This is a genomic window from Streptomyces sp. NPDC000345 (assembly GCF_042898825.1).
Lineage (GTDB): Bacteria > Actinomycetota > Actinomycetes > Streptomycetales > Streptomycetaceae > Streptomyces.
The window spans coordinates 663572-689964 of sequence record NZ_JBIAZE010000001.1 but is presented as its reverse complement, the minus strand read 5'-3'; the positions used below and the strand labels follow the sequence as shown (position 1 = coordinate 689964).

Sequence of the window (26393 nt, the reverse complement as noted above, 5' to 3'; positions counted from 1 at the left end):
GAGAAATGCCGCCGCCGCGCCCGGTCCTAACAGTCCGCTAATAAACCGGACCTACGTTCCTCCCCGTGACGCGACACGAGGAGCACGGCGAAGACGGCAGAAGAGCGGGCCGGCGGCCGGGAGTGCTGAAGGCCGCCGGCCTCACGCTGGCCGCCGCCCTGGTGCTGGGCACCGGGACGGCGGGCTGGGCCTACTGGCACCTCAACGACAACATCAAGAGCGTCGACATCGACGGCGCGCTCGGCGACAACCGCCCCGCGAAGTCGGTCACGACCCCCACCCCCTCGGGCTCGGCGTCCGCCTCGGCCTCCCCGCCGCCCACCGGGGCCGTCAACATCCTGGTCCTGGGCTCGGACTCGCGCAGCGGCGAGGAGAACCAGGAACTCGGCGGCGGCGACAGCTCCGGCGCCCGCTCCGACACGGCGATGGTCGTGCACATCGACGCGGGCCGGACCGGCGCCACCGTGGTCAGCATCCCGCGCGACACCCTCGTCACCCGCCCGTCCTGCCCGCTGTCCTCCGGCGGCACGTCGGCGGCGGCCTACGGCGTGATGTTCAACTCCGCCTACTCGCTGGGCGGGCCGGTGTGCGCGGTCAAGACCGTCGAGGCGGTCACGGACGTTCGTATGGACCACTGCGTCGAGGTCGACTTCTCGGGCTTCGCCAAGCTGGTGAACGCGCTCGGCGGGGTCACCGTCACCACCGACGAGGACATCGACGACGACGACAGCCACCTCCACCTCGCGGCCGGCACCCATCATCTGAACGGCAAGCGGGCCCTCGCGCTCGCCCGCACCCGGCACGGCATGGGCGACGGCAGCGACCTCGGCCGGATCAAGCTCCAGCAGAAGCTGGTCAAGGCCCTGCTGGAGCAGATCGCCGCCACGAACCTGCTGACCAGCCCCGGCAAGCTCTACGAGGTCGCCGACGCGATCACCGGCAGCCTCACCACCGACACCGGCCTGGACTCCCTCGCCGAACTGACCGAACTCGGCCGGAGCCTGGAGGGCCTGACCGCCGACCACGTCGAGACGGTCACCATGCCGGTGGTCACGGCCCCTTCCGACCCCAACCGGGTGGTGGCCCAGGAACCGGCGGCGACCAAGCTCTGGAAGTCGCTGAAGTGAGTCACGGCCGACCCCCGCGGGAGGCCGGGGTGATGCACCGAGAGGGTGCCCGGCCTGCGGAAACGCCGGCCGGGAAAATCTCCCCGGAAAATTCCGGCGCGGGTGTCGATCCCGCCGTCTCCCGTTCGACGCAGGGGTGAGAGGCGGGGAGAGGCCCCGCCCGCGAGACTCGGCACCGTACGCGTGCACCGCACGAGTCTTCCGTCCCGAGGGAGTCACCATGCCCCGTTACCTGTCGCTCGTGAAGATCGACGAGGCCTCCGCCCCCGCCGAGGGCCCCAGCCCCGAGCTGATGCAGCGGATGGGCGAACTGATCGAGGAGGTCACCAAGGCGGGCGTCATGCTCGACACCGCCGGGCTCACGCCGTCCGCTCAGGGCACCCGGGTGCGCTGGGAGGGCGGGCAGATCTCCGTCACCGACGGGCCCTTCACGGAGTCCAAGGAGGTCGTCGGCGGCTACGCGCTCATGCAGTGCAAGGACATGGCCGAGGCGATCGAGTGGACCAAGCGGTTCCTGAAGGTGCACGAGGACTTCTGGACCGTGACCTGCGAGGTGCGGGAGATCGCGGAGGGCTGAGGGTTCCGCTTGGCCGGGTGGCGCACGGGGTGTTCGATGGTGGGTTGTGGAACAGCAGCCCGCCCTCGCCCCCCGCGCCTCCGCCGCCATCGAGACCGTCTTCCGTCTGGAGTTCCCCCGCGTCGTCGCCGCCGTCACCCGGGTCGTCCGGGACGTCGGCATCGCCGAGGAACTGGCGCAGGACGCCCTGGTCGCCGCCCTGGAGCAGTGGCCGGGCGACGGCGTGCCCGACAACCCGGGCGCCTGGCTCACCACCACCGCCCGCCGCCGTGCCGTCGACCTGGTCCGCCGCCGCGAGAACTACGCCCGCAAGCTCCAGGAGATCGGCCGCACCCTGGAGACGACGGCTCCCGCGCAGGAGCCCCCCGGCCCCGACGACATCGACGACGACCTGCTCAGGCTGGTCTTCACCACCTGCCACCCGGTGCTGTCCCCGGAAGCCCGCACCGCCCTGACCCTGCGCCTGCTCGGCGGCCTCACCACGGCCGAGATCGCCCGCGCCTTCCTCGTCCCCGAGCCCACGGTCGCGCAGCGCGTCGTGCGGGCGAAGCGGACCCTGGCCACGAAGAACGTCGCCTTCGAGGTGCCGTACGGCCCCGACCGCGAGGCCCGGCTCGGCTCGGTCCTCGACGTGATCTACCTGATCTTCAACGAGGGGTACGCGGCCACCGCGGGCGACGACCTGCTGCGCCCGGCACTGTGCGAGGACGCGCTGCGGCTGGCCCGGCAGCTGGCCGCGCTGATGCCCAAGGAGCCCGAGGTGCACGGCCTCGTCTCCCTGCTGGAGTTCCAGGCCTCCCGCACGGCCGCCCGCACCGCCCCCGACGGCACCCCCGTCCTCCTGCCGGACCAGAACCGCCGCCGCTGGAACCGCATGCTCGTGGCCCGCGGCATCACCGCCCTCGACCGGGCCGGCGCCACCGCCGGCGGCGCCCCGGGCCCGTACGCCCTCCAGGCCGCCATCGCCGCCTGCCACGCGCACGCCCACACCTACGAGGACACCGACTGGGCCGCCATCGCCACCCTCTACGGCCTCCTGGCCGCCCGCGCCCCGTCCCCGGTCGTCGAGCTCAACCGCGCGGTCGCCGTCTCGATGGCCGACGGCCCGGCCCCCGCCCTGGAGATCGTCGACACCCTGGCCGCCGCACCGGCCCTGCGCGACTACCACCTCCTGCCCAGCGTGCGCGGCGACCTGCTGCTGCGCCTGGGCCGTACGGGGGAGGCGAGGGCCGAGTTCGAACGGGCCGCTGAGCTGACGGGCAACGCCCGGGAGCGGCAGCTGCTGCTGGCGCGGGCCGAGTCCTGTGACGCGTAACTCTGTTCCCCGCAGGCGCTGTTGAGCACTAAAGTGATCGAGTCGCTGTGGAACGGCTGTGCGGTCGACGGGGGAACCTCTCAGGGAGAGACGCCGACCCGGCCTGCTCGCGGCACTTTCTGACTATGTGATCCGTGATCCGTGATCCGTGGGGGTCGACAACTTGAGACTGTTCACGCGCCGCCGTGCCGCGGCGCTCGCCACCGCGGCGGCGCTCGCCGCCGTGGGCACCCTGGCCGCCGCACCCGGCGCCGCCGCCGACGACGCCGGGCCCTGGCCCGGCACCGAGGGCGGGATCCTCAACGACGGCGGACTGCTGCTCGACCCGGCCACCGGCTCGGGCACCCAGATCCCCCACGTCGACTCCTACGCCGCCTGGGCCCCCGACGGCAGCCGGGTGATCTCCGCCTGGAGCCAGGTCTCCAGCGTCCGCCCCAACGGCACCGGGAAGATCACCCTGCCCTGGGCGGAGGGGGTGCGCTCCAGCGCCGCGTACGAGGACCTGGCCTTCTGGTGGGGCGGCCGTTACGTCGTCTTCGCCACCGGCGGCCAGATCGTCTACGGCCCCTCCGACGGCTCGTGGGCACCCCGTCCGCTGCTGACGGCCTCCCAGGAGCCGGCCACGGTCTGCGACAGCGAGCCGAGCGTGAGCTCCACGGGCCTGCTCGCGTTCGAGCGCCGCACCGGCAACTGCACCGGCACGCCCGGCGTGTACGTCTTCGACGGCACCGCGCAGACCGTCCGGCGCGTCCTCGCCGACGCCGAGCAGCCGGCCTACTCCCCGGACGGCACCAAGCTGGCGTTCGTCCGCAAGGACACCGACGGCAACCCGCAGGTGTTCACCGCGAACGCGGACGGCACCGACGTCAAGCAGCTCACCACCGGCCCGCGCTGGTACGCCAACCCGTCCTGGTCGCCGACCGGCACGCGGATCGTCTTCGACGCCCACACCTCGCCGTACAGCAACGACGTGCACACCGTCGAGTACGCCGACACCGCCACCGGTGCGCTGACGGCCGTCACGGACGCCTCGCGCAGCAGCTCCGTCAACAACCCCAGCTGGCAGCCCCTGCGCAGGAACGGGGTCGGCCGGGTCTGGGGCGCGGACGCCTACGCCACCAACATCGCCTCCTCCCGCTGGACCTGGAACACGCTCGGCGAGAGCGTGCCCGGCCTGATGAACGCCAAGTCCGCCGTGCTGGTCAACCGGGACGACGCGGCGTACTCCGTCACCGCGCCCGCCCTGGCCGGCAAGAAGCAGGGCCCGCTGCTGATGACCCCGAAGTCCGGGCTGTCGTCGGCGGTGAAGAAGGAGCTGAAGCGGGCGCTGAAGCCGGGGAGGACCGTGTACCTCGTCGGCGGCACGTCCGTCCTCAGCGGCACGGTCGCCACGCAGCTGAAGTCCCTCGGCTACGTCCCGAAGCGGGTGTCCGGCGCGGACCGTTACGCGACCTCGGTCGCCGTGGCGAAGGCCGTCAGCACCACCCCGAAGTACGTCTTCCTGGCCGGCGGCACCGAGTACCGCGCGGCCCTCTCCGCCGCGGCGGCGGCCGGCTCCGACGGCGGCAGCAGCGCCGGCGGTGTCGTCCTCACCAACGGCACGAAGCTGACCGCGTCGGTGAAGTCGTACCTCAACAGCCTGAACCCCGACAAGACCATGATCATCCCGGTCGGTTCGGCGGCGAAGTACGCGCTCACCCACACCGGTTTCTCCCGGTGGCCGTCGACGTACTCCTACTACCCGGTCTCGGGCAGCACGGACGCGGCGATCTCGGTGAACCTCGCCAAGTTCTGGTGGTCGGCACCGAGCCAGACCGCGCTCGCCTTCACCGGCCAGTGGCGTGACGGGGTGTCCGCGGCCGGCGCCATGAACGTCTTCGGACCGCTCCTGTGGACCACCCGCCCCGCCCTCTCCGCCGAGGTCAAGAGCTACCTGCTGCGGGAGTCCGCGAGCACCGGCTTCACGGTCGCCTTCGGCAACACCGGCGCGGTCACCCCGCAGTCGCTGGACACCGTGGGCGCCTCGATCAGCGCGGGCAGCAGCTACTTCGACTACCGCCCGTACTACAACGGCGTCATCCCCGCGAGCACCCGGGCCACGACCTTCGCGCTGCGCACCAACGACGGCCAGGCCGCCACGGTGGAGCGGACGGGCCCGGTCGGGGCCGACCCGAACCTGGAGCCGCTCAGGACGGCCCACCGGCAGTAGCGACCGTCCGTGCGGGGGCCCCGACGAGCATCGTCGGGGCCCCCGCCACGCGGGTCAGGAACACGGTCGCGGAGTTCGGCCCGTGCCCCTTGGGCAGCACCTTCCTGCGCAGTTCCTCCGGCTCCACGGCCGACCCCCGCTTCTTCACGGTCAGGATCCCGACCTCACGCTCGCGCAGCAGCGCCTTCAGCTTCTTCACGTTGAAGGGGAGCTGGTCGGTGATCTCGTAGGCGGAGGCGTACGGGGTGGGGCGGAGGTCGTCGGCGGTGACGTACGCGATGGTCTCGTCGATCAGCCCGCCGTCCAGGTCCCGTGCGACCTCGGCGACGAGATGGGCGCGGATGACGGCGCCGTCGGGCTCGTAGAGATAGCGGCCGAGCGGCCGGACGGCCGGATCGGGCAGCCCGGTCCCGAGCAGGGTCCGCGGCCCCGGCAGCAGTGTCGCCCGTACGGCCCCCGGCTCGGTGCCGAACCACAGCACCGCCTCCTTCACGTCCCCGCCGTCCGAGACCCACTCGGCCTCGGCCTCGTCCGGGACCGCCTCGTGCGGAACGCCGGGCGCGATCTTCAGAGCGGCGCGGGGAGCGGAGCGGGCGGCCGACACGGCCCAGGAGAGGGGCGGGGAGTAGGCCTCGGGATCGAAGATCCGCCCACGCCCCCCGCGCCGCGCGGGATCGACGAACACGGCGTCGTAGCCGCTCGTGTCCACCTCCGTCACGTCCGCCTCCCGTACGTCGACCAGGCCGGCGAGCCCGAGCGCGTCCGCGTTGGCCCGCGCGGCCGCGGCCGTCAGCGGATCGCGGTCGACGGCCAGGACCCTGATCCCCGCCCGGGCGAGGGCGATGGCGTCCCCACCGATCCCGCAGCACAGGTCGGCGACGGAGGTCACCCCGAGCTTCCTCATCCGCTCGGCCCGGTACGCGGCCACGCTCGCCCGCGTCGACTGCTCGACCCCGTGGGGCGTGAAGAACATCCGCCCGGCGTCCTCGGCCCCGAACTTCGCCACCGCCCGCTGCCGCAGCCGGGCCTGTCCGAGCGCCGCCGACACCAGCTCGGCGGGGTGCTCGCGGCGCAGCCGCGTGGCGACGGCGAGCTCGTCGGCGGGGGCGGTCCCCCGCACGGCGTCGAGGAGGGCGCGGCCCTCGGGGGTGAGGAGCGGGGCGAGGTCGTTCACGGGGTCATTGTCGGTCAGGGGAGCCCCGCGTGGGGCCGCCGGCCGCCGCACGCCGCCGCGGCCGCTGTCCGGCAGCCGTTCCTCCTGTGGTCCGGTCGGTGGACGGGGCGGCTCCGGCGGCGGTGTCGGGGCGGGTCCCGGGGCCGGGGCTGGGAAGATCCGGCGCCATGGGATCTGTCGTACAAAATGACAAAAATGATGCTGACGGGCAGGGGGCGGGTTCCGGGAGGGAGGGGGCCGCTGCGGGCGGGACGGCCGGTGGGACGACCGGTGGGACGACCGGGGCGACCGGTGGGGCCGGGCGGACCGGGGAGCGGGGGCGGGGCGACGGGGGCCGGTGGGCCGGTGTGCGGGCGTGGGGTGACGGGGGCCGGCGGGCCGGAGTGCGCGGGCGCGGCGGTGGGGGCCGGCGGGCCGGGGTGCGGGGTGGCATCGCGCTGCTGGCCGTGACCGCGATCGTGGCGGGCTGCGCGGAGGGCGGTGACCCGGCCGGCGCCGGAACCGACCCCGACCCCGCCCCCGGCCAGCAGGCCGGAGAGGCCGCGCCCCAGGTCCGCGCCCTCCACTCCTACGCCGACCGCCTCCGCGCCGAACAGACGGCCAGGGTCGCCGCCGCCCGGCGCTGGGGCCTGAGGAAGGTCCCGCTGACCCCGCCCGCCCCGCCCGCGAAGAAGTCCGGGATCACCACCCGGGACGGCTTCGAGGTGCGCGACCACGAGGAACTCGGACTCCCGCCCGTCTTCACCACCATCCCCACCAGGGACAGGGTCGTCTTCCTCACCATCGACGACGGCGCCGAGAAGGACCCGGGGTTCCTGCGGATGATGCGCGAACTGAGGATCCCGTACACGGCCTTCCTCAGCGACTACCTCATCCGCGACGACTACGCGTACTTCAAGAAGATGCAGGCCGCGGGAGTGACCCTGAACAACCACACCCTCCACCACCCCTACCTCCCCGGCCTGTCCTACCGGCGGCAGCGCGAGGAGATCTGCGGCATGCAGAAGGTGATCCGCGAGCGGTACGGCAGGAGCCCCGCCCTCTTCCGGCCGCCCTACGGCAACTACAACCGCGACACGCTGGTCGCCGCGAAGTCCTGCGGGGTGAAGTACGCCCCACTCTGGGACGAGGAGGTCTTCGCGGACCACTGGGAGTACCGCGAGTGGGACCGGGACCTCCACCCCGGCGACATCGTCCTGAGCCACTTCCGCGGCCGGGGCGACTGGAAGGGCACGATGCCCGACATGGTCCGCCGGTTCCTGAACAAGGTCACGGAGAAGGGGTACGCGGTGGCACGCCTGGAGGACTACCTGTGAGGACGCGGGGGCCGGTGGCCGTACTGCTGGCACTGACGGTGACCGCACTGGGCGGCTGTGCCCAGTCCGTCGACCCGATCGAACGGCTGGGCAGGAAGGCGGCGGAACGGGTGCGCCCGCAGGCCCCGGCCACCGGACAGGCCCACCGCCGCCGGGCCCCGTCGGCGGCGGCCCCCGCACCCGCCCGGTCCTCGGGACCGCTGTCCGGCAGCCCCGCCCGGGCGGCCCTCCCGCCGGTCGTCGACCACATCCCCACCCGCGACAAGGTCGTCTTCCTCACCTACGACGACGGCGCCGAACGCGACCCCCGTTTCGTCGACATGGTCCGCGAACTCCGCCTGCCCGTCAGCGTGTTCCTCACCGACAGCGTGGTCGGGCCCGGCTACGGCCACTTCGCCCGCCTGCGCTCGGTCGGCGCCACGCTCCAGAACCACACCCTCGACCACGCGGCCCTGCGCGGCCTCCCCTACGCCGGACAGCGCGCCGAGATCTGCGGCCAGCAGGAGAAACTCCGCTCCCGCTTCGGCCTGCGCCCCCGCCTCTTCCGCCCGCCCTATGGCACCTACGACACCACCACGCTGCGCGCCGCGGCCGACTGCGGCATCGCGGCCGTCGTCCTGTGGCGCGCCGCCATGGGCCCGGCCGACCTCACCTACACCCACGGCACGCCGGACCTCCGCCCCGGCGACATCATCGCCGTCGACCCGGACGAGACGGCCGGTCCGGGCCTGCGGGAACGGACGGCACGCCTGCTGCGCCGGGTGCGGGAGCGGGGGCTGACGGTGGGCAGGCTGGAGGACCATCTCCTGGGACTCCTCAGCGCCGGCCGGCGGCCTCCAGCCCGTCCGGCGGTCGGGGAAGAGGGCCGTTCAGGGCCGAAAACCCCACCGACGCGCCGCGGGCATTAGCAGTCCGCTTGACCGAGTGCTAATCACGGTCATAGTCTCGGCTCTGGCACTCCCCACTGGAGAGTGCCAACAACGCGACGGGCAGGTCCGGCACCCGCGACGACGGATCGACCTGGTCGCCACCTCAGACAGTTAACCCCGTGAGATCTCCGAAGGGGGAGGTCGGATCGTGACGACCGCCAGCTCCAAGGTTGCCATCAAGCCGCTCGAGGACCGTATCGTGGTCCAGCCGCTCGACGCCGAGCAGACCACGGCCTCTGGCCTGGTCATCCCGGACACCGCGAAGGAGAAGCCCCAGGAGGGCGCCGTCCTCGCCGTGGGCCCGGGCCGCTTCGAGAACGGCGAGCGTCTTCCGCTCGACGTCAAGGTCGGCGACGTCGTCCTGTACAGCAAGTACGGCGGCACCGAGGTGAAGTACAACGGCGAGGAGTACCTCGTCCTCTCGGCTCGCGACGTCCTCGCGATCATCGAGAAGTAGTTCACCCGAGCACTTTTGATGCTTGACGCTGCGCCCCTGGCCCCCGCGACCACACAAGAAGCCGGGCGCCCGGGGCGCAGTGCCTTTTTCACCCACAGATTTCCGAGAGGGCTCCCGCTGTCATGGCGAAGATCCTGAAGTTCGACGAGGACGCCCGTCGCGCCCTCGAGCGCGGCGTCAACAAGCTGGCCGACACGGTCAAGGTGACGATCGGCCCCAAGGGTCGCAACGTCGTCATCGACAAGAAGTTCGGCGCCCCGACCATCACCAACGACGGCGTCACCATCGCCCGCGAGGTCGAGATCGAGGACCCGTACGAGAACCTCGGCGCGCAGCTGGTGAAGGAGGTGGCGACCAAGACCAACGACATCGCGGGTGACGGCACCACCACCGCCACCGTGCTCGCCCAGGCGCTGGTGCGCGAGGGCCTGAAGAACGTCGCCGCCGGTGCCTCCCCGGCCGCCCTGAAGAAGGGCATCGACGCCGCGGTCAAGGCCGTCTCCGACGACCTGCTCGCCACGGCCCGCCCGATCGACGAGAAGTCCGACATCGCCGCCGTCGCCGCGCTGTCCGCCCAGGACCAGCAGGTCGGCGAGCTCATCGCCGAGGCGATGGACAAGGTCGGCAAGGACGGTGTCATCACCGTCGAGGAGTCCAACACCTTCGGTCTGGAGCTGGACTTCACCGAGGGCATGGCCTTCGACAAGGGCTACCTGTCGCCGTACTTCGTGACGGACCAGGAGCGCATGGAGGCCGTCCTGGAGGACCCCTACATCCTCATCAACCAGGGCAAGATCTCCTCGATCGCCGACCTGCTGCCGCTGCTGGAGAAGGTCATCCAGACCAACTCCTCCAAGCCGCTGCTGATCATCGCCGAGGACCTGGAGGGCGAGGCGCTCTCCACCCTCGTCGTCAACAAGATCCGCGGCACCTTCAACGCGGTCGCCGTCAAGGCTCCCGGCTTCGGTGACCGCCGCAAGGCGATGCTGCAGGACATGGCCACCCTCACCGGCGCCACCGTCATCTCCGAGGAGGTCGGCCTCAAGCTCGACCAGGTCGGTATCGACGTGCTCGGCTCCGCCCGCCGCGTCACCGTCACCAAGGACGACACCACGATCGTCGACGGCGCCGGCAAGACCGAGGACGTCCACGGTCGCGTCGCCCAGATCAAGGCCGAGATCGAGAACACCGACTCCGACTGGGACCGCGAGAAGCTCCAGGAGCGCCTCGCCAAGCTGGCCGGCGGCGTGTGCGTGATCAAGGTCGGCGCCGCCACCGAGGTGGAGCTGAAGGAGAAGAAGCACCGTCTGGAGGACGCCATCTCCGCGACCCGCGCCGCGGTCGAGGAGGGCATCGTCTCCGGTGGTGGCTCCGCTCTGGTCCACGCCGCGAAGGTCCTCGAGGGCGACCTCGGCAAGACCGGCGACGAGGCCACCGGTGTCGCCGTCGTCCGCCGCGCCGTCGTCGAGCCGCTGCGCTGGATCGCCGAGAACGCCGGCCTGGAGGGCTACGTCATCACCTCCAAGGTCGCCGAGCTCGAGAAGGGCCAGGGCTTCAACGCCGCGACCGGCGAGTACGGCGACCTGGTCAAGGCCGGCGTCATCGACCCGGTCAAGGTCACCCGCTCCGCCCTGGAGAACGCCGCCTCCATCGCCTCCCTCCTCCTGACGACCGAGACCCTGGTCGTCGAGAAGAAGGAAGAGGAGGAGCCGGCCGCCGCGGGTCACGGCCACGGCCACGCCCACTGATTCAAGGCGCCCGCACCACCCGGCACCACCGATGCCCGGCCCCCGCAGACACGGGGGGCCGGGCATCGGCGCGTCCGCGGACACCGCGGGTGATCCTCAGACGGGACCCCGCCCGCCCCGACGGCTTCGCCGTCAGGTCTCCAGTGCGTCCAGGGCGCCCAGTTGCGCCATCAGGCCCAGTCGGTCGTACTGCCACCAGGCCTCGGCGATCTTGCCGCTCCGGTCGAAGCGGTGGACGGTCGTCCCGGTCATGGTGACCTGCCTGCCGGTGGCCGGGAGGCCCATGAACTCGCCCTTGTGGGCGCCGCGCCAGGTCCACCTGCTGCACACACGGTCGTCCTGGGCGAGCTGGTCCTCGATGTCGAAGGAGAAGTCGAAGCCGCCGCGCCACCTCTCCACGTCGCGGCGCATCGCGTCCATCCCGATGGTGTCCTGCTCGTTGGACGGATCGTGGTCGTGGTAGTCCTGGGCGAGCAGGCCGTCGAGCGGAGGCAGCTCCCCGTGCAGGGCCACCGTCTCGAAGAAGCGCCGCGACGTCTCCGCGTACAACTTCTCGTCCCGGACGACGTCGAGATCCGTGAACGTCGGCATCTCGTCGCACAGGGCCACCAGATCCCGGAAGACCTTGTCGGTCTCGGGCAGGTTCGAGTTCCGCATCGCCTCCTCGTACGACGGGAACTCCACGATCTCGATGAAGTGCGACGCGTCCGAGCGGTCCTTGCCGACCACCGCGTGCGTCGCCGTGCGCTTCCCCTTGGTCTGTTCGACCCATGTGTCCATCAGCCGGTTCATCTCGTCGAACCGACTGGTCTTGCAGTCGATGAGCTGTACGAACGTCATGACGCCGCCTCCGGCCCCCCTGGGTCCGGTCTTCTGACACGCCCATCTTCCCACCGGAGCGGCGACGTCACCCGCTTGCCGGCGAGGCCCGTTCCCCTACTGCCGAGCCCCGTCCGCCTCCTGCCGAGCCGTACGTCCCACACCTTCACAAAGCCGTACGTCCGTCAACCACCTGAGGGCCGTACGCCGATCGCCCCTACCGGGGGCCGTACTTCCGTCCGGTCCTGGAGCTGATCCCGCCCAGCAGCGAGCGGGGCGTCACCTTCACCAGGCCCATCAGCGCCTTGTAGCGCGGGTCGGGAATCGACAGCGACTTCCCGCGCGCCAGGTCGTGCAGCGCGGCCGCGACCAGCTTGTCCGCGTCCAGCCACATCCAGCCCGGGATGTTGTCCGTGCCCATCCCGGCCCGCTCGTGGAACTCGGTCCGCACGAAACCCGGGCACAGCGCCATCAGCCGCACCCCGCTGCCCGCCAGGTCCCTGGCCGCGCCCTGCGTGAACTGCACGACCCACGCCTTCGACGCCCCGTACGTCCCGCGCGGCACGAACGCCGCCACGGACGCGACGTTGACGACCCCGCCGCGGCCCCGCTCCCGCATGGTCGCCGTCGCCGCCGAGGTCAGCCGCAGCACCGCCTCGCAGTGCACCTTGAGCATCCGCAGCTCGTCGGCCATCGAGACGTCGAGATAGCGCCCCTTGTTGCCGAAGCCCGCGTTGTTGATCAGCAGGTCGACGGGGTTCTTGCGGTCGCCGAGCCGGGCGGCCACCGCCTCGATGCCGGTGTCCGTGGCGAGGTCGGCGGTCAGCACCTCCGCCTCGATGCCGTGCCGGTCGTGCAGTTCGGTCGCCTGCTCGCGCAGCCGTTTGGTGTCGCGTGCGACGAGGACGAGATCATGCCCGTCCGCCGCCAGTCTGCGGGCGAACGCGGCACCGATGCCCGCGGTCGAACCCGTGATGAGAGCCGTTGTCATGGCAGAAGCGTAGTGACCCGGAGTCCAGGGGTCCGTTCTCTGCACGGGGCCTGCCGAACGTGAAGGCGCCGTGCGCTTCCTTCCCGTGACAGCGGTTCAGCCGCCGTGCCGCTCCACGTACGCGCGGGCCGCCGCCAGCGCCTCCGGGTGCAGGGCCTCGCCCGCCGCGAGCAGCCGGGGCAGCAGCTCCCGGTGCGTGGTGCTCGCCTGGAACGCCATCCGGGCCGTCACCTCGTGCTCCGGGATGTGGACGATCTCGATCGCGTCCCCCGCGCGGACCTCACCCGGCTCGATCACCCGCAGATAGGCGCCGGTCGCCGCCTTCGCCGTGAACCGCTTGACCCACCTGCGCTCACCCACGTGGCCCTGGAAGGTGCGGCAGGGTATCCGGCCCGTGGTCACCTCCAGCACCACGTCGAGGCCGATCCGCCAGCGCTCGCCGATCCGCGCGTCCGAGACGTCGAGGCCGGTGGTGGTGAGGTTCTCGCCGAACATGCCGTCGGCCAGCGTGCGCCCCAGCTCGCGCTCCCAGTCGTCGAGGTCCTCGCGTGCGACGGCGTACACCGCCTGGTCGTTGCCGCCGTGGTGGATCAGGGAGCACACCGTGTCCCCGGCCAGCCCGCTGCCTCCGACGCCCTTGGGTCCCGGCGCCGAGATCCGCACCGGCCCCTCCACCGGGCGCTTGTCGATGCCGGTCAGCCCCTGCGGGTGGTCGGAGTAGGGGACGGCCTTCGCACGGCCCACATTGACGGAGAGAAGCCTCATGGACGCACGGTAGGCGACCCGGGCTCAAAGTGTCGACGCATTTTTCGACGCCGGACCCAAGGTGCGCTTATGCTCGGAGGGTGATCGAGGCCCGTCATCTCCGTGTGCTGCGCGCCGTCGCCGCCACCGGCTCCTTCTCGGCGGCCGGGCGCGAGCTCGGCTGCACCCAGCCGGCGGTCAGCCAGCAGATGAAGGCCCTGGAGGCGTCCGTGGGCACGCCCCTGCTGGTCCGCAGCGGTCGGGAGATGCGCCTGACGCAGGCGGGCGAGGCCCTCGTGCGGCACGCGGCCGGGATCCTCTCCGGCCTCACCGCCGCCGAGGAGGAGGTCGCCGCCATCGCGGGCCTGCGGGCCGGCCGGGTCCGCCTGGTCTCCTTCCCCAGCGGCAGCTCCGCGCTCGTCCCCACCGCCCTCGCCGCCCTGCGCGCCGACCACCCCGGCACCCGTGTCTCCCTGGAGGAGGCCGAACCGCCCGAGTCGGTGGAGGCGCTGCGCAACGGTGACTGCGACGTCGCGCTCGCGTTCCGCTACGCGCGCGTGCCGGGCGCGGATCAGACCGAGGAGTGGGGCGACCTGGTCGTACGGCCCCTGCTGACGGACCGGCTGGTCGCCCTCGTGCCGGAGCGGCACCGGCTCGCCCACGCGTCGGCCGTCGCCATCGGCGAACTGGCCGCCGAGCCGTGGATCGCGGGCTGTCCGCGCTGCCGGGGCCAGCTGGTGGAGGTGTGCGAGCGGGCGGGCTTCACGCCCCGCATCGACTTCGCGACCGACGACTACCCGGCGGTCGTCGGGCTGGTCGGCGCCGGTCTGGGCGTGGCCGTCCTGCCTCAGCTCGCGATCGAGTCCGTACGGCCCCGTGGGGCGCGCGCGGTGACGTTGGAGCCGGCGGTGCGGCGGGAGATCGTCGCGCTCACGCTGCCCGATCTGGCACAGGTGCCGGCCGTGGCGGCGACGCTGGAGCAGCTGGGACGCGCGGCGCGGGCCAAGTGAGGACCCCGGTCACGTGAGAGAGGCGGGCACGCATGCGTGTCCGCCGTGATGTGCAAAAACGTTCCTTCATGTGTTCGACGACGCGTCTCTCGCGCCCGGCGACGCCGACACCAGGCGGTTGCGCGCCCGGCCCATCAGTTCCTCGCGCTCGTCCTCGGTCAACCCGCCCCACACGCCGTACGGCTCGCGTACGGCCAGTGCGTGCGCCGCGCACTGCGCGCGGACCGGGCACCTCATGCAGACCTCCTTGGCCGAGTTCTCTCGAGCGCTCCGAGCCGCCCCGCGTTCACCCTCCGGATGGAAGAAGAGCGAACTGTCCACCCCGCGGCAGGCGGCGAGCAGCTGCCAGTCCCACAGGTCCGCGTTCGGTCCGGGAAGGCGGGAGAAATCTGCCATTGCGTGACCCCTTGTAGCCGTTCTGAGCGGATACGGTGCCCACGACCGTACAACTACGATCTAAGGAGATGAAAATATGACCCATTGCGAATCTAGCCTCAGACACCAGCTAAAGGGAAGAAATAGGGCTGAATGGGGCATGGGTTGTGATGAAAGGTTGAGGGTCCGCGCGGCTCCCTCCACCGTGTCCGCCCCCTCACGTAGAGTGCCGAAGACTGCACACGGCCCCGTAACTCTTTCGAGTGACCATCGTTGAGAGTGCGGAGGCGGTTGAAAACACAAACGCTCGGGCAGGCGTCCGAGGCGGTCGACCGCACAGGTGACGATTTCGTACCAGCCTGGAGGCACAAGGTGACGCGCATCAGCTGCGGAGGGCGGCCATGACATCCGTCCTCGTCTGCGACGACTCCCCGCTTGCCCGAGAGGCGCTCCGCCGCGCGGTCGCGACCGTGCCCGGCGTCGAGCGCGTGACGACGGCGGCCAACGGCGAGGAAGTCCTCCGCCGCTGGGGCGCCGACCGCTCGGACCTCATTCTGATGGACGTGCGCATGCCCGGACTGGGCGGCGTCGAGACCGTGCGGCGGCTGCTGTCCGCCGACCCGGGCGCCCGCATCATCATGCTCACCGTCGCCGAGGACCTGGACGGCGTCGCCCTCGCGGTCGCCGCCGGTGCCCGCGGCTATCTGCACAAGGACGCCTCGCGGGCCGAGCTGCGCGCGACCGTCACCCAGGCGCTCGCCGACCCGACCTGGCGGCTGGCCCCGCGCCGGCTGCGCTCCGCCGAGATGGGCGCCGCGCCCACGCTCACCGCGCGTGAGATCCAGGTCCTCGAAGGCATGAGCCACGGCCGCTCCAACGCGGAGATCGGGCGCGAGCTGTTCCTCTCCGAGGACACCGTCAAGACGCACGCCCGCCGTCTCTTCAAGAAGCTCGGCGCCTCGGACCGCGCCCACGCGGTGGCGCTCGGCTTCCGGTGGGGGCTGGTCCGCTAGGGCCGGCGGGAGGGCCACCAGGAGGACCAGCCGGAGGACGCCAGGCGGATCGGCCCCGAGGGCCACCTGGCGGACAGCCCGGTGGTTCGTACCGGCGGGGCAGTCCGGCGGTTCGGTCCGCAGGACACTCCGGTGGTTCGTACCGGTGGGACAGTCCGGAGGTTCGGCCCGGTGGGACACTCCGGCCGTCCGGTCCGGTGGGACACTCCGGCCGTTCGGTCCGGTGGGACCGCGCCTGCGTGGTGCCGAAGAAGGAACATCGGTGCCTGCGGTCAGGCGGTTCGGTCCGGCGGGTCAGCCGGGCGGGTCAGCCGGAAGGAACGCACCGGCATCGATGCGCCGGGCAGGCCCCCGGAACCGGCCCCGGTTCCGGCGGGGGCAGCCCGTCGGGGTCGGCCCGTCGGAGTCGGCCCGCGCCGGCCTGCGCCGGGTTCCGTGACCCGGGTCCGTCCGGGTGCGGCTTCCGGTCCGGTCGGCGGACGCGGCCGGTTTCGCCGGGTGCCGGTCGGTCCGGCGCCCGGTCAGTGACGAGGAGCGGGCATGAGGGAACCTCCCTGCTCAGGCGGGGTCGAGCGGCCGGGCGCGCACCCCGTCCTCAGCGCGGTCGGCGGGGGTGGCACGGGGCCCGGCCGGGTGCCCGCTGCTCGTTTCGCCGCGGATGCCGCATCCTTGAGATGTGGAGTCTCTCGGGGACGAGTCGGTCGAGCGGAAGGGGAGGGCGCAGGGGATGAGTTCCGGCGCACCTGCTCATAACGCTTCGGTGCACAACGACGGGCACGGTGCCGCGGACCGTTCGGCCGCAGTGCACCATGGACCGATGCGCGACGACGAGGCGGTCACTGCCGTGGGGACGATCGGAGCACTCGTCCACCGCGCCGTCGACGGCGACGAGCAGGCGACGCACGACCTGCTCGCCCACGTCCACCCCCTGGCGCTGCGCTACTGCCGCACCCGGCTGTCCCGGCTGCCAGGCGACGCGCGCCACTTCGTGGAGGACCTCGCCCAGGAGGTCTGCGTGGCGGTCCTGCTCGCCCTCCCCCGCTACCGGGACACGGGCAGGCCCTTCGAGGCCTTCGTCTTCGCCATCGCCGCCCACAAGGTCGCCGACCTGCAGCGGGCCGCCATGCGCCACCCCGGCTCGACGGCGGTCCCGTCCGACGAGATGCCCGAGCGGCCGGACGACTCGCTCGGCCCCGAGGAGCGCGCCCTGCTCAGCAGCGATGCCGAGTGGGCCAAGAAGCTGCTGGCCAACCTGCCCGAGAACCAGCGGGAGCTGCTCCTGCTGCGCATCGCGGTGGGCCTCACCGCGGAGGAGACCGGCCAGATGTTGGGAATGTCACCCGGGGCGGTCCGTGTGGCCCAGCACCGGGCGCTGAGCAGGCTGCGGGCCCTCGCCGAGCAGTGACTGCCCCCGGTGACCGGCCCCTTGGACGCCTTGGGTGAACAGGCCGGCCACCGATTCCGTACGAACATACGAAGCCCGGAGTGACGTCGGACCGTGGAATTCGGGAGCTCCGCTTCCCGTTAGCATGGACATCCGCACCGATCAAGGCCATTTGGGGAAGGTGTCATGACTGCCAACGTCGACGGAGTGCCCGCCAAATTCGCGACCCTCGGGCTCACCTACGACGACGTGCTGCTGCTGCCGGGCGCATCCGAGGTGCTCCCCAACGCGGTCGACACCTCGTCCCGCATCTCCCGGAACGTCCGGGTGAACATCCCGCTGCTCTCGGCGGCGATGGACAAGGTCACCGAGTCCCGCATGGCCATCGCGATGGCCCGGCAGGGCGGCGTGGGCGTGCTGCACCGCAACCTCTCCATCGAGGACCAGGTCAACCAGGTCGACCTGGTGAAGCGCTCGGAGTCGGGCATGGTCACCGACCCCATCACGGTGCACCCGGATGCCACGCTGGCCGAGGCCGACGCGCTGTGCGCCAAGTTCCGCATCAGCGGTGTCCCGGTCACCGACGGCGACAAGAAGCTGCTCGGCATCGTCACCAACCGCGACATGGCGTTCGAGAGCGACCGCTCCCGCCGGGTGCGCGAGGTCATGACCCCGATGCCGCTGGTCACCGGCCATGTCGGCATCTCCGGCACGGAAGCCATGGAGCTGCTGCGCCGCCACAAGATCGAGAAGCTTCCCCTGGTCGACGAGGCGGGCGTCCTCAAGGGCCTGATCACGGTCAAGGACTTCGTCAAGGCCGAGCAGTACCCCCGGGCCGCGAAGGACGCCGAGGGCCGGCTGCTCGTCGGTGCCGCCGTCGGCGCCAGCCCCGAGGCGCTGGAGCGTGCCCAGGCCCTGACCGAGGCCGGGGTCGACTTCCTGGTCGTCGACACCTCGCACGGCCACAACAGCAACGCCCTCAGCTGGATGTCGAAGATCAAGTCCAGCGTCGGCGTCGACGTCATCGGCGGCAACGTCGCCACCCGCGACGGCGCCCAGGCCCTGATCGACGCCGGTGTCGACGGCATCAAGGTCGGTGTCGGACCCGGCTCGATCTGCACCACCCGCGTCGTCGCCGGCATCGGCGTCCCGCAGGTCACCGCGATCTACGAGGCCTCCCTCGCCGCCCGCCCGGCGGGCATCCCGCTGATCGGCGACGGCGGTCTGCAGTACTCCGGCGACATCGGCAAGGCCCTCGCGGCCGGCGCCGACTCGGTGATGCTCGGCAGCCTCCTGGCGGGCTGCGAGGAGTCCCCGGGCGAGCTGCAGTTCATCAACGGCAAGCAGTTCAAGTCCTACCGCGGCATGGGCTCCCTCGGCGCCATGCAGTCCCGCGGCCAGGGCAAGTCGTACTCCAAGGACCGCTACTTCCAGGCCGAGGTCGCCGCAGACGACAAGCTCGTCCCGGAGGGCATCGAGGGCCAGGTGCCCTACCGCGGCCCCCTCGGCAACGTGCTGCACCAGCTCGTCGGCGGCCTCCGCCAGACCATGGGCTATGTCGGCGCCGCCACCATCGAGGAGATGGAGACCAAGGGCCGCTTCGTCCGGATCACCTCCGCGGGCCTCAAGGAGAGCCACCCGCACGACATCCAGATGACGGTCGAGGCGCCCAACTACAGCAGCAAGTAGGCGCACGGGCTTCCCGAGGGCGGTCCCGGAAACTCCGGGGCCGCCCTCGTCGTGCCCGTCGGCGATACTGGAAGACGCTGAAACGCATCAGGGAAAGGCCACAGACGTGACTGAGATCGAGATCGGGCGCGGCAAGCGCGGCCGCCGGGCGTACGCCTTCGACGACATCGCCGTCGTCCCCAGCCGCCGTACGCGGGACCCGAAGGAGGTCTCGATCGCCTGGCAGATCGACGCCTACCGCTTCGAGCTGCCCTTCCTGGCCGCTCCCATGGACTCGGTCGTCTCCCCGGCCACCGCCATCCGCATCGGCGAGCTCGGCGGCCTCGGCGTGCTGAACCTCGAGGGTCTGTGGACGCGGTACGAGGACCCGCAGCCGCTGCTCGACGAGATCGCCGAGCTGCCGGCCGAGGCCGCGACCCGCCGGCTGCAGGAGATCTACTCCGCCCCCATCAAGGAGGAGCTGATCGGCGCGCGCATCAAGGAGGTGCGCGACTCCGGCGTGGTCACGGCCGCCGCGCTCTCCCCGCAGCGCACGGCCCAGTTCTCCAAGGCCGTGGTGGACGCGGGCGTGGACATCTTCGTCATCCGCGGTACGACGGTCTCGGCGGAGCACGTCTCGGGCTCGCACGAGCCGCTGAACCTGAAGCAGTTCATCTACGAACTCGACGTCCCGGTGATCGTCGGCGGCTGCGCCACCTACACGGCCGCCCTGCACCTGATGCGCACCGGCGCGGCGGGCGTCCTGGTCGGCTTCGGCGGCGGCGCGGCGCACACCACGCGCAACGTGCTGGGCATCCAGGTGCCCATGGCGACCGCGGTGGCCGATGTCGCCGCCGCCCGCCGGGACTACATGGACGAGTCCGGCGGCCGGTACGTGCACGTCATCGCGGACGGCGGGGTCGGCTGGTCCGGCGACCTGCCCAAGGCGATCGCCTGCGGCGCCGACTCGGTGATGATGGGCTCCCCGCTCGCCCGCGCGACCGACGCGCCGGGCCGGGGCCACCACTGGGGCATGGAGGCGGTCAACGAGGAGCTGCCGCGCGGCAAGAAGGTCGACCTGGGCACGGTCGGCACCATCGAGGAGGTCCTCACGGGCCCGTCCCACACCCCGGACGGCTCGATGAACTTCTTCGGCGCCCTCCGCCGCGCCATGGCCACGACCGGCTACAGCGAGCTGAAGGAGTTCCAGCGCGTCGAGGTGACGGTGGCGGACTCGGTGCACCGGCGGTAGGCCGCAGGACACGGGAAGGGGCCGGTCACTCACTCGGGTGAGTGACCGGCCCCTTCCGCATGCCCGGGCGGGCCTGGGGCGTGTGAAGTGGGGCGGGGGCGCGCGGTTGCGTTCGCGGCGGATATGGGCTGGTCAGGAGGGTCGCAGGCGATAGCGTCCTGATCGGCGCCCCAGTTGTGTGGGGTGCCCCCTTCCAAGGACATGGTTCCGGTCCCCGGCCCTCGGGGCCCGGCCCGAGTTCCGACGAGTCGTCCACCGGGCCAATGGGCGGCGTCGTGGGCGCCCGTGGGACGCCATCGCAAGCCCAGCCGCTGGGACCGGATCCGTCTTCGGATGGTCCAGTTCAAGAGGAGGTGGATCTTGCGACTTTTCGGATGGTGAGCGGCCGCCCCCACACACAGTAGGGGCGGACACTCCGTGATCCATCCAGGAGCCTGCCGCAGTGCCCCCTGCGGTGGGCTCCACCTGGTTCCACCGTACTGGGGCAGAGGGGCGAGTGCCACCAACCGCCGAGGTCGGCGACCCCGCGCGCCCCCCTTCACAACCGATGCGCCGCCCCCGTGGGCGTGGCCCCCCGGGTGTCCAGCAGCAGCTGGGCCTTCACCGACAGGCCCTGCAGGTCGTAGGTGCGGTGCTGCTGGAGGAGGATCGTGAGGTCGGCGTCGGCGGCGGCCTCGTAGAGGGAGTCGGCGCGGGGGACCGGGCGGTCCAGGACGCTCCAGGACGGGACGTGGGGGTCGTGGTAGCTGACGGCGGCGCCCAGCTCCATCAGGCGGATCGCGATCTCGCGTGCGGGGGTGTTCTGCAGGTCGGCGAGGTCGGGTTTGTAGGTGACGCCGAGGAGCAGGACGCGGGCGCCGCGGGCGGACTTGCCGTGCTCGTTGAGAAGGGCGGCGGCGCGCTGCACGACGTAACGCGGCATACGGCTGTTGACCTGCTGGGCGAGTTCCACCATGCGCAGGGGGCTGCCGGGCCGGCCCGCGCGGTCGAGGGGGACGGAGTGGCCGCCGACGCCGGGGCCGGGGCGGAAGGCATGGAAGCCGAACGGCTTGGTCTCGGCGCAGCGGACGACGTCCCACAGGTCCACGCCCAGGTCGTGGCAGAGGACCGCCATCTCGTTGACCAGGGCCATGTTCACGTGCCGGAAGTTGGTCTCCAGGAGCTGCACGGTCTCGGCCTCCCGCAGGCCACGCGCGCGTACCACCTTGTCGGTGAGACGGCCGTAGAAGGCCGCGGCCGATTCCGTGCACGCGGGCGTGAGGCCGCCGATGACCTTCGGCGTGTCGGCCGGGGAGAAGGAGCGGCTGCCGGGGTCGACCCGGCTGGGGGAGTACGCGAGGTGGAAGTCGCGGCCCGCGCGCAGGCCGGACATCTCCTCCAGGAGCGGCCGCAGGAATTCCTCCGTCGTGCCCGGGTACACGGGCGACTCCAGGATGACGGTGGTGTGCGGGCGCAACTGCCCGGCCAGGGTGCGGGCCGCCGCCTCCACCTGGCCGAGGTCCAGGCCGCCGTCCGCGTCGCGCGGGGTCGGGGCGCAGATGACGGCGGTGCGCACCCGGCTCAGGGCGGCGGGGTCGGTGGCGGGCCGGAAGCCCCCCGAGAGCATCCTGCGCAGTTCGGCGGGGGTGAGGGACCCCGCCTCGGGGCCGGTCCGGTAGCCGAGGGTGGAGATGCCTGCGGCCACGGCGGCCTGGGCCAGGGGCAGGCCGAGCGGGCCGAGTCCGATGACGGCGAGATCTGCGGGCATGGCGTGGGCCGTCCTTCCCAATAACCGAAGCGGGACAGGTGCGCAAGCCCTGTGGACAGGACGGGCGAGCGCAATGTCAGACTAGGAGTAAATATGACCGTTATGTGGGATTGATCGGCTGTGTTGATCGGCTGTTTCGTGAGTCCGTGCCGGTCGCCGGGAATGCGGGCGGGCCGGGTGGGGCAGCCGTGTTTTCCGGGAAGCCCGCTCCGGTTCCGTGAGAGTTGTCCACAGGCTGGGGGTGCGTGGTGGCTGAAGTCGGGCGGGCCGGTCAGAATTTTGGGCAGGGGGACACCGAGCGGGCTCCGCCCCGAGGGCGCGGCCGGCGCGACGGACAGCGGGAGGCAGTGGTGAGGACAGCGACACTGGGGCCGGCGCAGCGAGCCGAGTCACTGGCGGCCATGGCCGAGCGCGAGCTGGACGTGCTGGTCGTGGGAGGCGGCGTGGTCGGCGCGGGCACCGCCCTCGACGCCGTGACCCGCGGTCTGTCCACGGGCCTGGTCGAGGCGCGTGACTGGGCGTCGGGCACGTCGAGCAGGTCCAGCAAACTGATCCACGGCGGTCTGCGCTATCTGGAGATGCTCGACTTCGCCCTCGTCCGTGAGGCGCTGAAGGAACGCGGGCTGCTGCTGGAGCGGCTCGCCCCCCACCTGGTGAAGCCCGTTCCGTTCCTGTACCCGCTCCAGCACAAGGGCTGGGAGCGCCTGTACGCCGGTTCGGGCGTCGCGCTCTACGACTCGATGTCCATGGCCCGCGGACACGGCCGCGGACTGCCGATGCACCGTCACCTGAGCCGCCGTCACGCCCTGCGCGTCGCCCCCGCCTTGAGGAAGGACGCGCTGGTCGGCGCGTTGCAGTACTACGACGCCCAGATGGACGACGCCCGCTTCGTCGCCACCCTCGTGCGCACGGCGGTGTCCTACGGCGCGAAGGCGGCCAACCGTGCGCGGGTGACCGCCTTCCTGCGCGAGGGCGAGCGGGTCGTCGGCGCCCGGGTGCAGGACGTCGAGGGCGGCGGCGAGTACGAGATCCACGCCCGGCAGATCGTCAACGCCACCGGGGTGTGGACCGACGACACCCAGGCGATGGTCGGCGAGCGCGGCCAGTTCCACGTCCGCGCCTCCAAGGGCGTCCACCTCGTCGTGCCCCGGGACCGCATCAGCTCCTCCAGCGGCCTGATCCTGCGCACGGAGAAGTCCGTGCTGTTCGTCATCCCCTGGGGCCGGCACTGGATCGTCGGCACCACCGACACCGACTGGGACCTCGACAAGGCCCACCCGGCCGCCTCCAGCGCGGACATCGACTACGTGCTGGAGCATGTGAACTCGGTCCTGCGGGTGCCGCTGACCCGGGACGACGTCGAGGGCGTGTACGCGGGACTGCGTCCGCTGCTGGCCGGCGAGTCGGACGCCACCAGCAAGCTGTCGCGGGAGCACACCGTCGCCCATCCCGTGCCCGGCCTGGTGGTCGTGGCGGGCGGCAAGTACACGACCTACCGGGTGATGGCCAAGGACGCGGTCGACGAGGCCGTGCACGGGCTCGACATGCGGGTCGCCGAGTGCGTCACCGAGGACGTGCCGCTGCTCGGCGCGGAGGGCTACCGGGCGTTGTGGAACGCGCGGGCGCGCATCGCCGCGCGCAGCGGGCTGCACGTGGTGCGGGTGGAGCATCTGCTGAACCGCTACGGGACGATGGCCGAGGAAGTCCTCGACCTCATCGCCTCGGACCCCTCGCTGGGGGAGCCGCTGCAGGCTGCCGACGACTATCTGCGGGCCGAGATCGTGTACGCCGCCTCCCACGAGGGAGCGCGCCACCTGGACGACGCGCTGACCCGGCGTACCCGCATCTCGATCGAGACCTTCGACCGCGGCTCGCGCAGCGCCCGGGAGGCGGCCGGGCTGATGGCGCCGGTGCTGGGCTGGGACAAGGACCAGATCGAGCGCGAGGTCGAGCACTACGAGAAGCGGGTGGAGGCCGAACGCGAGTCCCAACTGCAGCCTGACGACCTGACGGCTGACGCGGCGCGGCTCGGGGCACCGGACATCGTGCCGCTGTGAGGGCGGGGCGGAACCCGACCGTGCGCAAGGCCGTCCAGGGGCCGGGATCCGCGAGCGCCGTCGTGCCCACGCCCTCGTGTTTGCGCCGTTCTCCTCGCGCCGGCCGAGGGGCGCGGTGGAAGACGGATCCGGCCCGCCGCGCCCGCTGTTGAGGGGGTCCAGCAGCCGCGATTGCGGTTTCTGGCCGGACTTTGCTGCACCTTCTGGCCGGAAAGCTCCCGTCCCGGGGTGCATCGCGGAGGCGGGGAGGGGCACCCTGGGCGTCGGGCACTTGTCGGGTGAGGGACAATGGAGGCTCTGTCAGGGCGGGTTGCATGAGGGGACGCATGTCGGAGGCGGAGCGGGCGGGCACACCCCGTCAGGACAAGAGCGCACGTCTCCTCGCCGGGCGGTACCGGCTGGGGGGCGTACTCGGCCGCGGCGGCATGGGGACGGTGTGGCGCGCCGAGGACGAGACCCTCGGGCGCACGGTCGCCGTCAAGGAGCTGCGGTTCCCGTCGAACATCGACGAGGACGAGAAGCGCCGGCTGATCACACGGACGCTGCGCGAGGCCAAGGCCATCGCGCGGATCCGCAACAACAGCGCGGTGACGGTCTTCGACGTGGTCGAGGAGGACGACCGGCCGTGGATCGTGATGGAGCTCGTCGAGGGCAAGTCGCTCGCCGAGGTCATCCGTGAGGACGGCGTGCTGGAGCCGAGGCGTGCCGCCGAGGTCGGTCTCGCGATCCTCGACGTGCTCCGCTCGGCGCACCGCGAGGGCATCCTGCACCGTGACGTGAAGCCGTCCAACGTGCTGATCGCCGAGGACGGCCGGGTCGTGCTCACCGACTTCGGCATCGCCCAGGTCGAGGGCGACCCGTCCATCACCTCCACCGGCATGCTCGTCGGCGCCCCCTCCTACATCTCCCCGGAGCGGGCCCGCGGGCACAAGCCGGGGCCGGCGGCCGACCTGTGGTCGCTCGGCGGTCTGCTGTACGCGTCGGTCGAGGGCTCGCCCCCGTACGACAAGGGGTCCGCCATCGCCACGCTCACCGCGGTGATGACCGAGCCGCTGGAGGAGCCCAAGAACGCGGGGCCGCTGAGGGACGTCATCTACGGGCTCCTCACCAAGGATCCCGAGCGCCGGCTCGACGACGCCGGTGCGCGGTCCATGCTCAACGCCGTGATCCACGCGCCCGACCCCAAGGAGACCGAACCGGCGGACGCCACCAGGCTGGTGCCGCTGCCGGTCCAGCCCGACCGCGAGGGCGGGAAGGGGAGTTCGGCCGGGGAGGCGGGCGAGAAGCTGCGCGGGGCGCTGCGTTCCGTGCGCAAGAAGGCGGCCGTCGCGGCCGGGGCGGCCACCACGGCGGCCGCGTCCCGCACCAGGCCGGGGAGCGGTGCGGCGGCTTCCGGGTCCACCGCGTCGTCCACCGCGGCTTCCGCGTCCGTGGGGACGGACGAGGCGCGCAGGACCTCGGCGACGACCGCGGCCGCACCGGCCGGCCGGGCGACGACGGCCCCGGCGTCCGCCGGCACCACGTCCGTGTCGTCCTTCGGCTCCCTGGGAAGCGGCGGCCGGGGCGGCCAGGGTGCGCAGGGCCCCACCGGTGCGGGCACCGGGCCGAGCGGCGGGGCGAGCGCCGGTACGAACTCCGGGACGAACGCCGGTACGGGCGGCCGGAGTTCCGGGTGGCCCGTGATGACTCCGCCGGACCTGCCGCCCCGGCCGGTGCCCAGGGCGCCGCTGACCGACGTGGTGCCGAAGCGGACGCTGGTGATCATCGCCGTCGTCGTGGCGCTCGCGGTGCTCGGCACCGTGCTGGCCCTCACGCTCGGCGGCGGTGACGACGACAAGGCCGGCGGCGCACAGAGCGGCGGCGGCACCGGGACCGTCGCGAGCGGGAGCGCGAGCGCCTCCACCAAGGAGGACAAGGACAGCGGCACCCGCGCGGACGGGTCGGCCTCGCAGTCCCCGGGCTCCACCGCCTCCGGTGCCACCCCGGGCAACACCTCCGCGGCCGGCGGCAGCGGGTCCGACGTCTCCGCCACCGAGGAGAGCCAGGCGGCGACGACCTACAAGGGCGGCCAGGGCTACTCGATCGGACTGCCCACCGGGTGGAAGTTCCAGTCGGCGAGCTCCGCGGGCGACCGGTTCACCGGGCCCGACGGACAGCGGCTGCTGGTCGCCTGGACGAGTACGCCCAAGGACGACCCCGTCGCCGACTGGAAGAACCAGGAGCGCTACATGACGCGCTCTCAGTACAAGAAAATCCGCATAGCGGCGGTGGAATACCGCGGCTGGAACACGGCCGACTGGGAGTTCACCTACGCGGAGGGCGGCACCAAGTACCGCGTCATAGACCGCGGGTTCGTCGTGAGCGACAGCCAGGGATACGCGCTGATGTACACGGCGAAGGCCGCCAAGTGGTCCACCGGACTGCGCAAGAGCACCTGGCAGACACTGACGGACACCTTCACCCCCAAGAAGTAGCGACCCG

General features: G+C 72.1%; 21 protein-coding genes. 15 read left to right on the top strand and 6 right to left on the bottom strand.

Annotated elements, in window-relative coordinates; genetic code table 11:
• The first annotated feature begins 65 nt into the window (after positions 1-65).
• From ACFY30_RS03170 to ACFY30_RS03155, 4 genes are all read left to right on the top strand, one after another.
• On the top strand, positions 66-1127 hold the full coding sequence (locus ACFY30_RS03170; protein ID WP_390843444.1) for an LCP family protein: 1062 nt from the start codon (positions 66-68) through the stop codon (positions 1125-1127).
• Positions 1128-1347: 220 nt separating this feature from the next.
• A complete protein-coding gene (locus ACFY30_RS03165) occupies positions 1348-1704 on the top strand; it encodes a YciI family protein (RefSeq protein ID WP_390843443.1) in 357 nt (118 codons plus the stop codon).
• A 46-nt stretch (positions 1705-1750) separates the two neighbouring features.
• Positions 1751-3019, top strand: a complete 1269-nt coding sequence (locus ACFY30_RS03160) for an RNA polymerase sigma factor (RefSeq protein ID WP_390843442.1) — start codon at positions 1751-1753, stop codon at positions 3017-3019.
• Positions 3020-3182: 163 nt separating this feature from the next.
• Positions 3183-5228 carry a cell wall-binding repeat-containing protein gene (locus ACFY30_RS03155; protein ID WP_390843441.1) on the top strand — a complete coding sequence of 682 codons (2046 nt, stop codon included), beginning with the start codon at positions 3183-3185 and terminating at the stop codon, positions 5226-5228.
• Here ACFY30_RS03155 and ACFY30_RS03150 read toward each other — a convergent pair.
• Positions 5206-6402 carry a methyltransferase domain-containing protein gene (locus tag ACFY30_RS03150; protein ID WP_390843440.1) on the bottom strand — a complete coding sequence of 399 codons (1197 nt, stop codon included), beginning with the start codon at positions 6400-6402 and terminating at the stop codon, positions 5206-5208. The two genes, ACFY30_RS03155 and ACFY30_RS03150, sit on opposite strands and share 23 nt — an antisense overlap.
• A gap of 419 nt (positions 6403-6821) precedes the next feature.
• Between ACFY30_RS03150 and ACFY30_RS03145 the strand changes: the two genes are divergently transcribed.
• From ACFY30_RS03145 to groL, 4 genes are all read left to right on the top strand, one after another.
• Positions 6822-7718: a polysaccharide deacetylase family protein gene (locus tag ACFY30_RS03145; RefSeq protein WP_390843439.1), complete on the top strand. Its 897-nt coding sequence runs from the start codon at positions 6822-6824 to the stop codon at positions 7716-7718.
• A gap of 14 nt (positions 7719-7732) precedes the next feature.
• Positions 7733-8626 (top strand): polysaccharide deacetylase family protein, encoded by an 894-nt coding sequence (locus tag ACFY30_RS03140; RefSeq protein ID WP_390843438.1) that lies wholly within the window; start codon positions 7733-7735, stop codon positions 8624-8626.
• A 169-nt stretch (positions 8627-8795) separates the two neighbouring features.
• Positions 8796-9104: a co-chaperone GroES gene (groES, locus tag ACFY30_RS03135; RefSeq protein WP_039652762.1), complete on the top strand. Its 309-nt coding sequence runs from the start codon at positions 8796-8798 to the stop codon at positions 9102-9104.
• Between the two features lie 122 nt (positions 9105-9226).
• A complete protein-coding gene (gene groL / locus ACFY30_RS03130; RefSeq protein WP_390843437.1) occupies positions 9227-10852 on the top strand; it encodes a chaperonin GroEL in 1626 nt (541 codons plus the stop codon).
• A gap of 132 nt (positions 10853-10984) precedes the next feature.
• On the opposite strand, the gene ACFY30_RS03125 is transcribed toward groL, so the two are convergent.
• The 3 genes from ACFY30_RS03125 to ACFY30_RS03115 form a co-directional block, all read right to left on the bottom strand.
• Complete coding sequence (locus ACFY30_RS03125) at positions 10985-11692, bottom strand: ester cyclase (RefSeq protein WP_390843436.1); 708 nt, start codon at positions 11690-11692, stop codon at positions 10985-10987.
• A 196-nt stretch (positions 11693-11888) separates the two neighbouring features.
• Positions 11889-12662 (bottom strand): SDR family NAD(P)-dependent oxidoreductase, encoded by a 774-nt coding sequence (locus ACFY30_RS03120; protein WP_390658194.1) that lies wholly within the window; start codon positions 12660-12662, stop codon positions 11889-11891.
• Positions 12663-12758: 96 nt separating this feature from the next.
• On the bottom strand, positions 12759-13427 hold the full coding sequence (locus ACFY30_RS03115; protein WP_390843435.1) for an MOSC domain-containing protein: 669 nt from the start codon (positions 13425-13427) through the stop codon (positions 12759-12761).
• 80 nt (positions 13428-13507) lie between these two features.
• Between ACFY30_RS03115 and ACFY30_RS03110 the strand changes: the two genes are divergently transcribed.
• Entirely contained in the window at positions 13508-14416 is a 909-nt protein-coding gene (locus ACFY30_RS03110) for a LysR family transcriptional regulator (RefSeq protein WP_390843434.1), read from the top strand.
• 66 nt (positions 14417-14482) lie between these two features.
• On the opposite strand, the gene ACFY30_RS03105 is transcribed toward ACFY30_RS03110, so the two are convergent.
• On the bottom strand, positions 14483-14812 hold the full coding sequence (locus ACFY30_RS03105; RefSeq protein ID WP_355705315.1) for a WhiB family transcriptional regulator: 330 nt from the start codon (positions 14810-14812) through the stop codon (positions 14483-14485).
• Between the two features lie 380 nt (positions 14813-15192).
• On the opposite strand from ACFY30_RS03105, the gene ACFY30_RS03100 reads away from it, so the two are divergent.
• The 4 genes from ACFY30_RS03100 to ACFY30_RS03085 all read left to right on the top strand — a co-directional run bounded on the left by ACFY30_RS03100 (position 15193) and on the right by ACFY30_RS03085 (position 20108).
• On the top strand, positions 15193-15804 hold the full coding sequence (locus ACFY30_RS03100; RefSeq protein ID WP_003948568.1) for a response regulator transcription factor: 612 nt from the start codon (positions 15193-15195) through the stop codon (positions 15802-15804).
• A gap of 817 nt (positions 15805-16621) precedes the next feature.
• Positions 16622-17209: a sigma-70 family RNA polymerase sigma factor gene (locus tag ACFY30_RS03095; RefSeq protein ID WP_189718553.1), complete on the top strand. Its 588-nt coding sequence runs from the start codon at positions 16622-16624 to the stop codon at positions 17207-17209.
• Between the two features lie 165 nt (positions 17210-17374).
• The gene (guaB, locus tag ACFY30_RS03090; protein WP_390658198.1) at positions 17375-18877 is read left to right on the top strand and encodes an IMP dehydrogenase; all 1503 of its coding nucleotides are present in this window, start codon (positions 17375-17377) and stop codon (positions 18875-18877) included.
• Between the two features lie 106 nt (positions 18878-18983).
• On the top strand, positions 18984-20108 hold the full coding sequence (locus tag ACFY30_RS03085) for a GuaB3 family IMP dehydrogenase-related protein (RefSeq protein ID WP_390658199.1): 1125 nt from the start codon (positions 18984-18986) through the stop codon (positions 20106-20108).
• Between the two features lie 538 nt (positions 20109-20646).
• On the opposite strand, the gene ACFY30_RS03080 is transcribed toward ACFY30_RS03085, so the two are convergent.
• Positions 20647-21855, bottom strand: a complete 1209-nt coding sequence (locus ACFY30_RS03080; protein ID WP_390843433.1) for a nucleotide sugar dehydrogenase — start codon at positions 21853-21855, stop codon at positions 20647-20649.
• 350 nt (positions 21856-22205) lie between these two features.
• On the opposite strand from ACFY30_RS03080, the gene ACFY30_RS03075 reads away from it, so the two are divergent.
• Together ACFY30_RS03075 and ACFY30_RS03070 are read left to right on the top strand one after the other, a co-directional pair.
• Positions 22206-23912: a glycerol-3-phosphate dehydrogenase/oxidase gene (locus ACFY30_RS03075; protein ID WP_390843432.1), complete on the top strand. Its 1707-nt coding sequence runs from the start codon at positions 22206-22208 to the stop codon at positions 23910-23912.
• Positions 23913-24238: 326 nt separating this feature from the next.
• Positions 24239-26386 (top strand): serine/threonine-protein kinase, encoded by a 2148-nt coding sequence (locus ACFY30_RS03070; protein ID WP_390843686.1) that lies wholly within the window; start codon positions 24239-24241, stop codon positions 26384-26386.
• The last annotated feature ends 7 nt before the right edge of the window (positions 26387-26393 follow it).

Coding starts and splice junctions, on each gene's coding strand:
- ACFY30_RS03165 (WP_390843443.1), top strand. CDS start 1,348: ATGCCCCGTTACCTGTCGCTCGTGAAGATCGACGAGGCCTCCGCCCCC.
- groL (WP_390843437.1), top strand. CDS start 9,227: ATGGCGAAGATCCTGAAGTTCGACGAGGACGCCCGTCGCGCCCTCGAG.
- ACFY30_RS03125 (WP_390843436.1), bottom strand. CDS start 11,692: ATGACGTTCGTACAGCTCATCGACTGCAAGACCAGTCGGTTCGACGAG.
- ACFY30_RS03120 (WP_390658194.1), bottom strand. CDS start 12,662: ATGACAACGGCTCTCATCACGGGTTCGACCGCGGGCATCGGTGCCGCG.
- ACFY30_RS03115 (WP_390843435.1), bottom strand. CDS start 13,427: ATGAGGCTTCTCTCCGTCAATGTGGGCCGTGCGAAGGCCGTCCCCTAC.
- ACFY30_RS03105 (WP_355705315.1), bottom strand. CDS start 14,812: ATGGCAGATTTCTCCCGCCTTCCCGGACCGAACGCGGACCTGTGGGAC.
- ACFY30_RS03100 (WP_003948568.1), top strand. CDS start 15,193: ATGACATCCGTCCTCGTCTGCGACGACTCCCCGCTTGCCCGAGAGGCG.
- ACFY30_RS03095 (WP_189718553.1), top strand. CDS start 16,622: ATGCGCGACGACGAGGCGGTCACTGCCGTGGGGACGATCGGAGCACTC.
- guaB (WP_390658198.1), top strand. CDS start 17,375: ATGACTGCCAACGTCGACGGAGTGCCCGCCAAATTCGCGACCCTCGGG.
- ACFY30_RS03080 (WP_390843433.1), bottom strand. CDS start 21,855: ATGCCCGCAGATCTCGCCGTCATCGGACTCGGCCCGCTCGGCCTGCCC.
- ACFY30_RS03070 (WP_390843686.1), top strand. CDS start 24,239: ATGTCGGAGGCGGAGCGGGCGGGCACACCCCGTCAGGACAAGAGCGCA.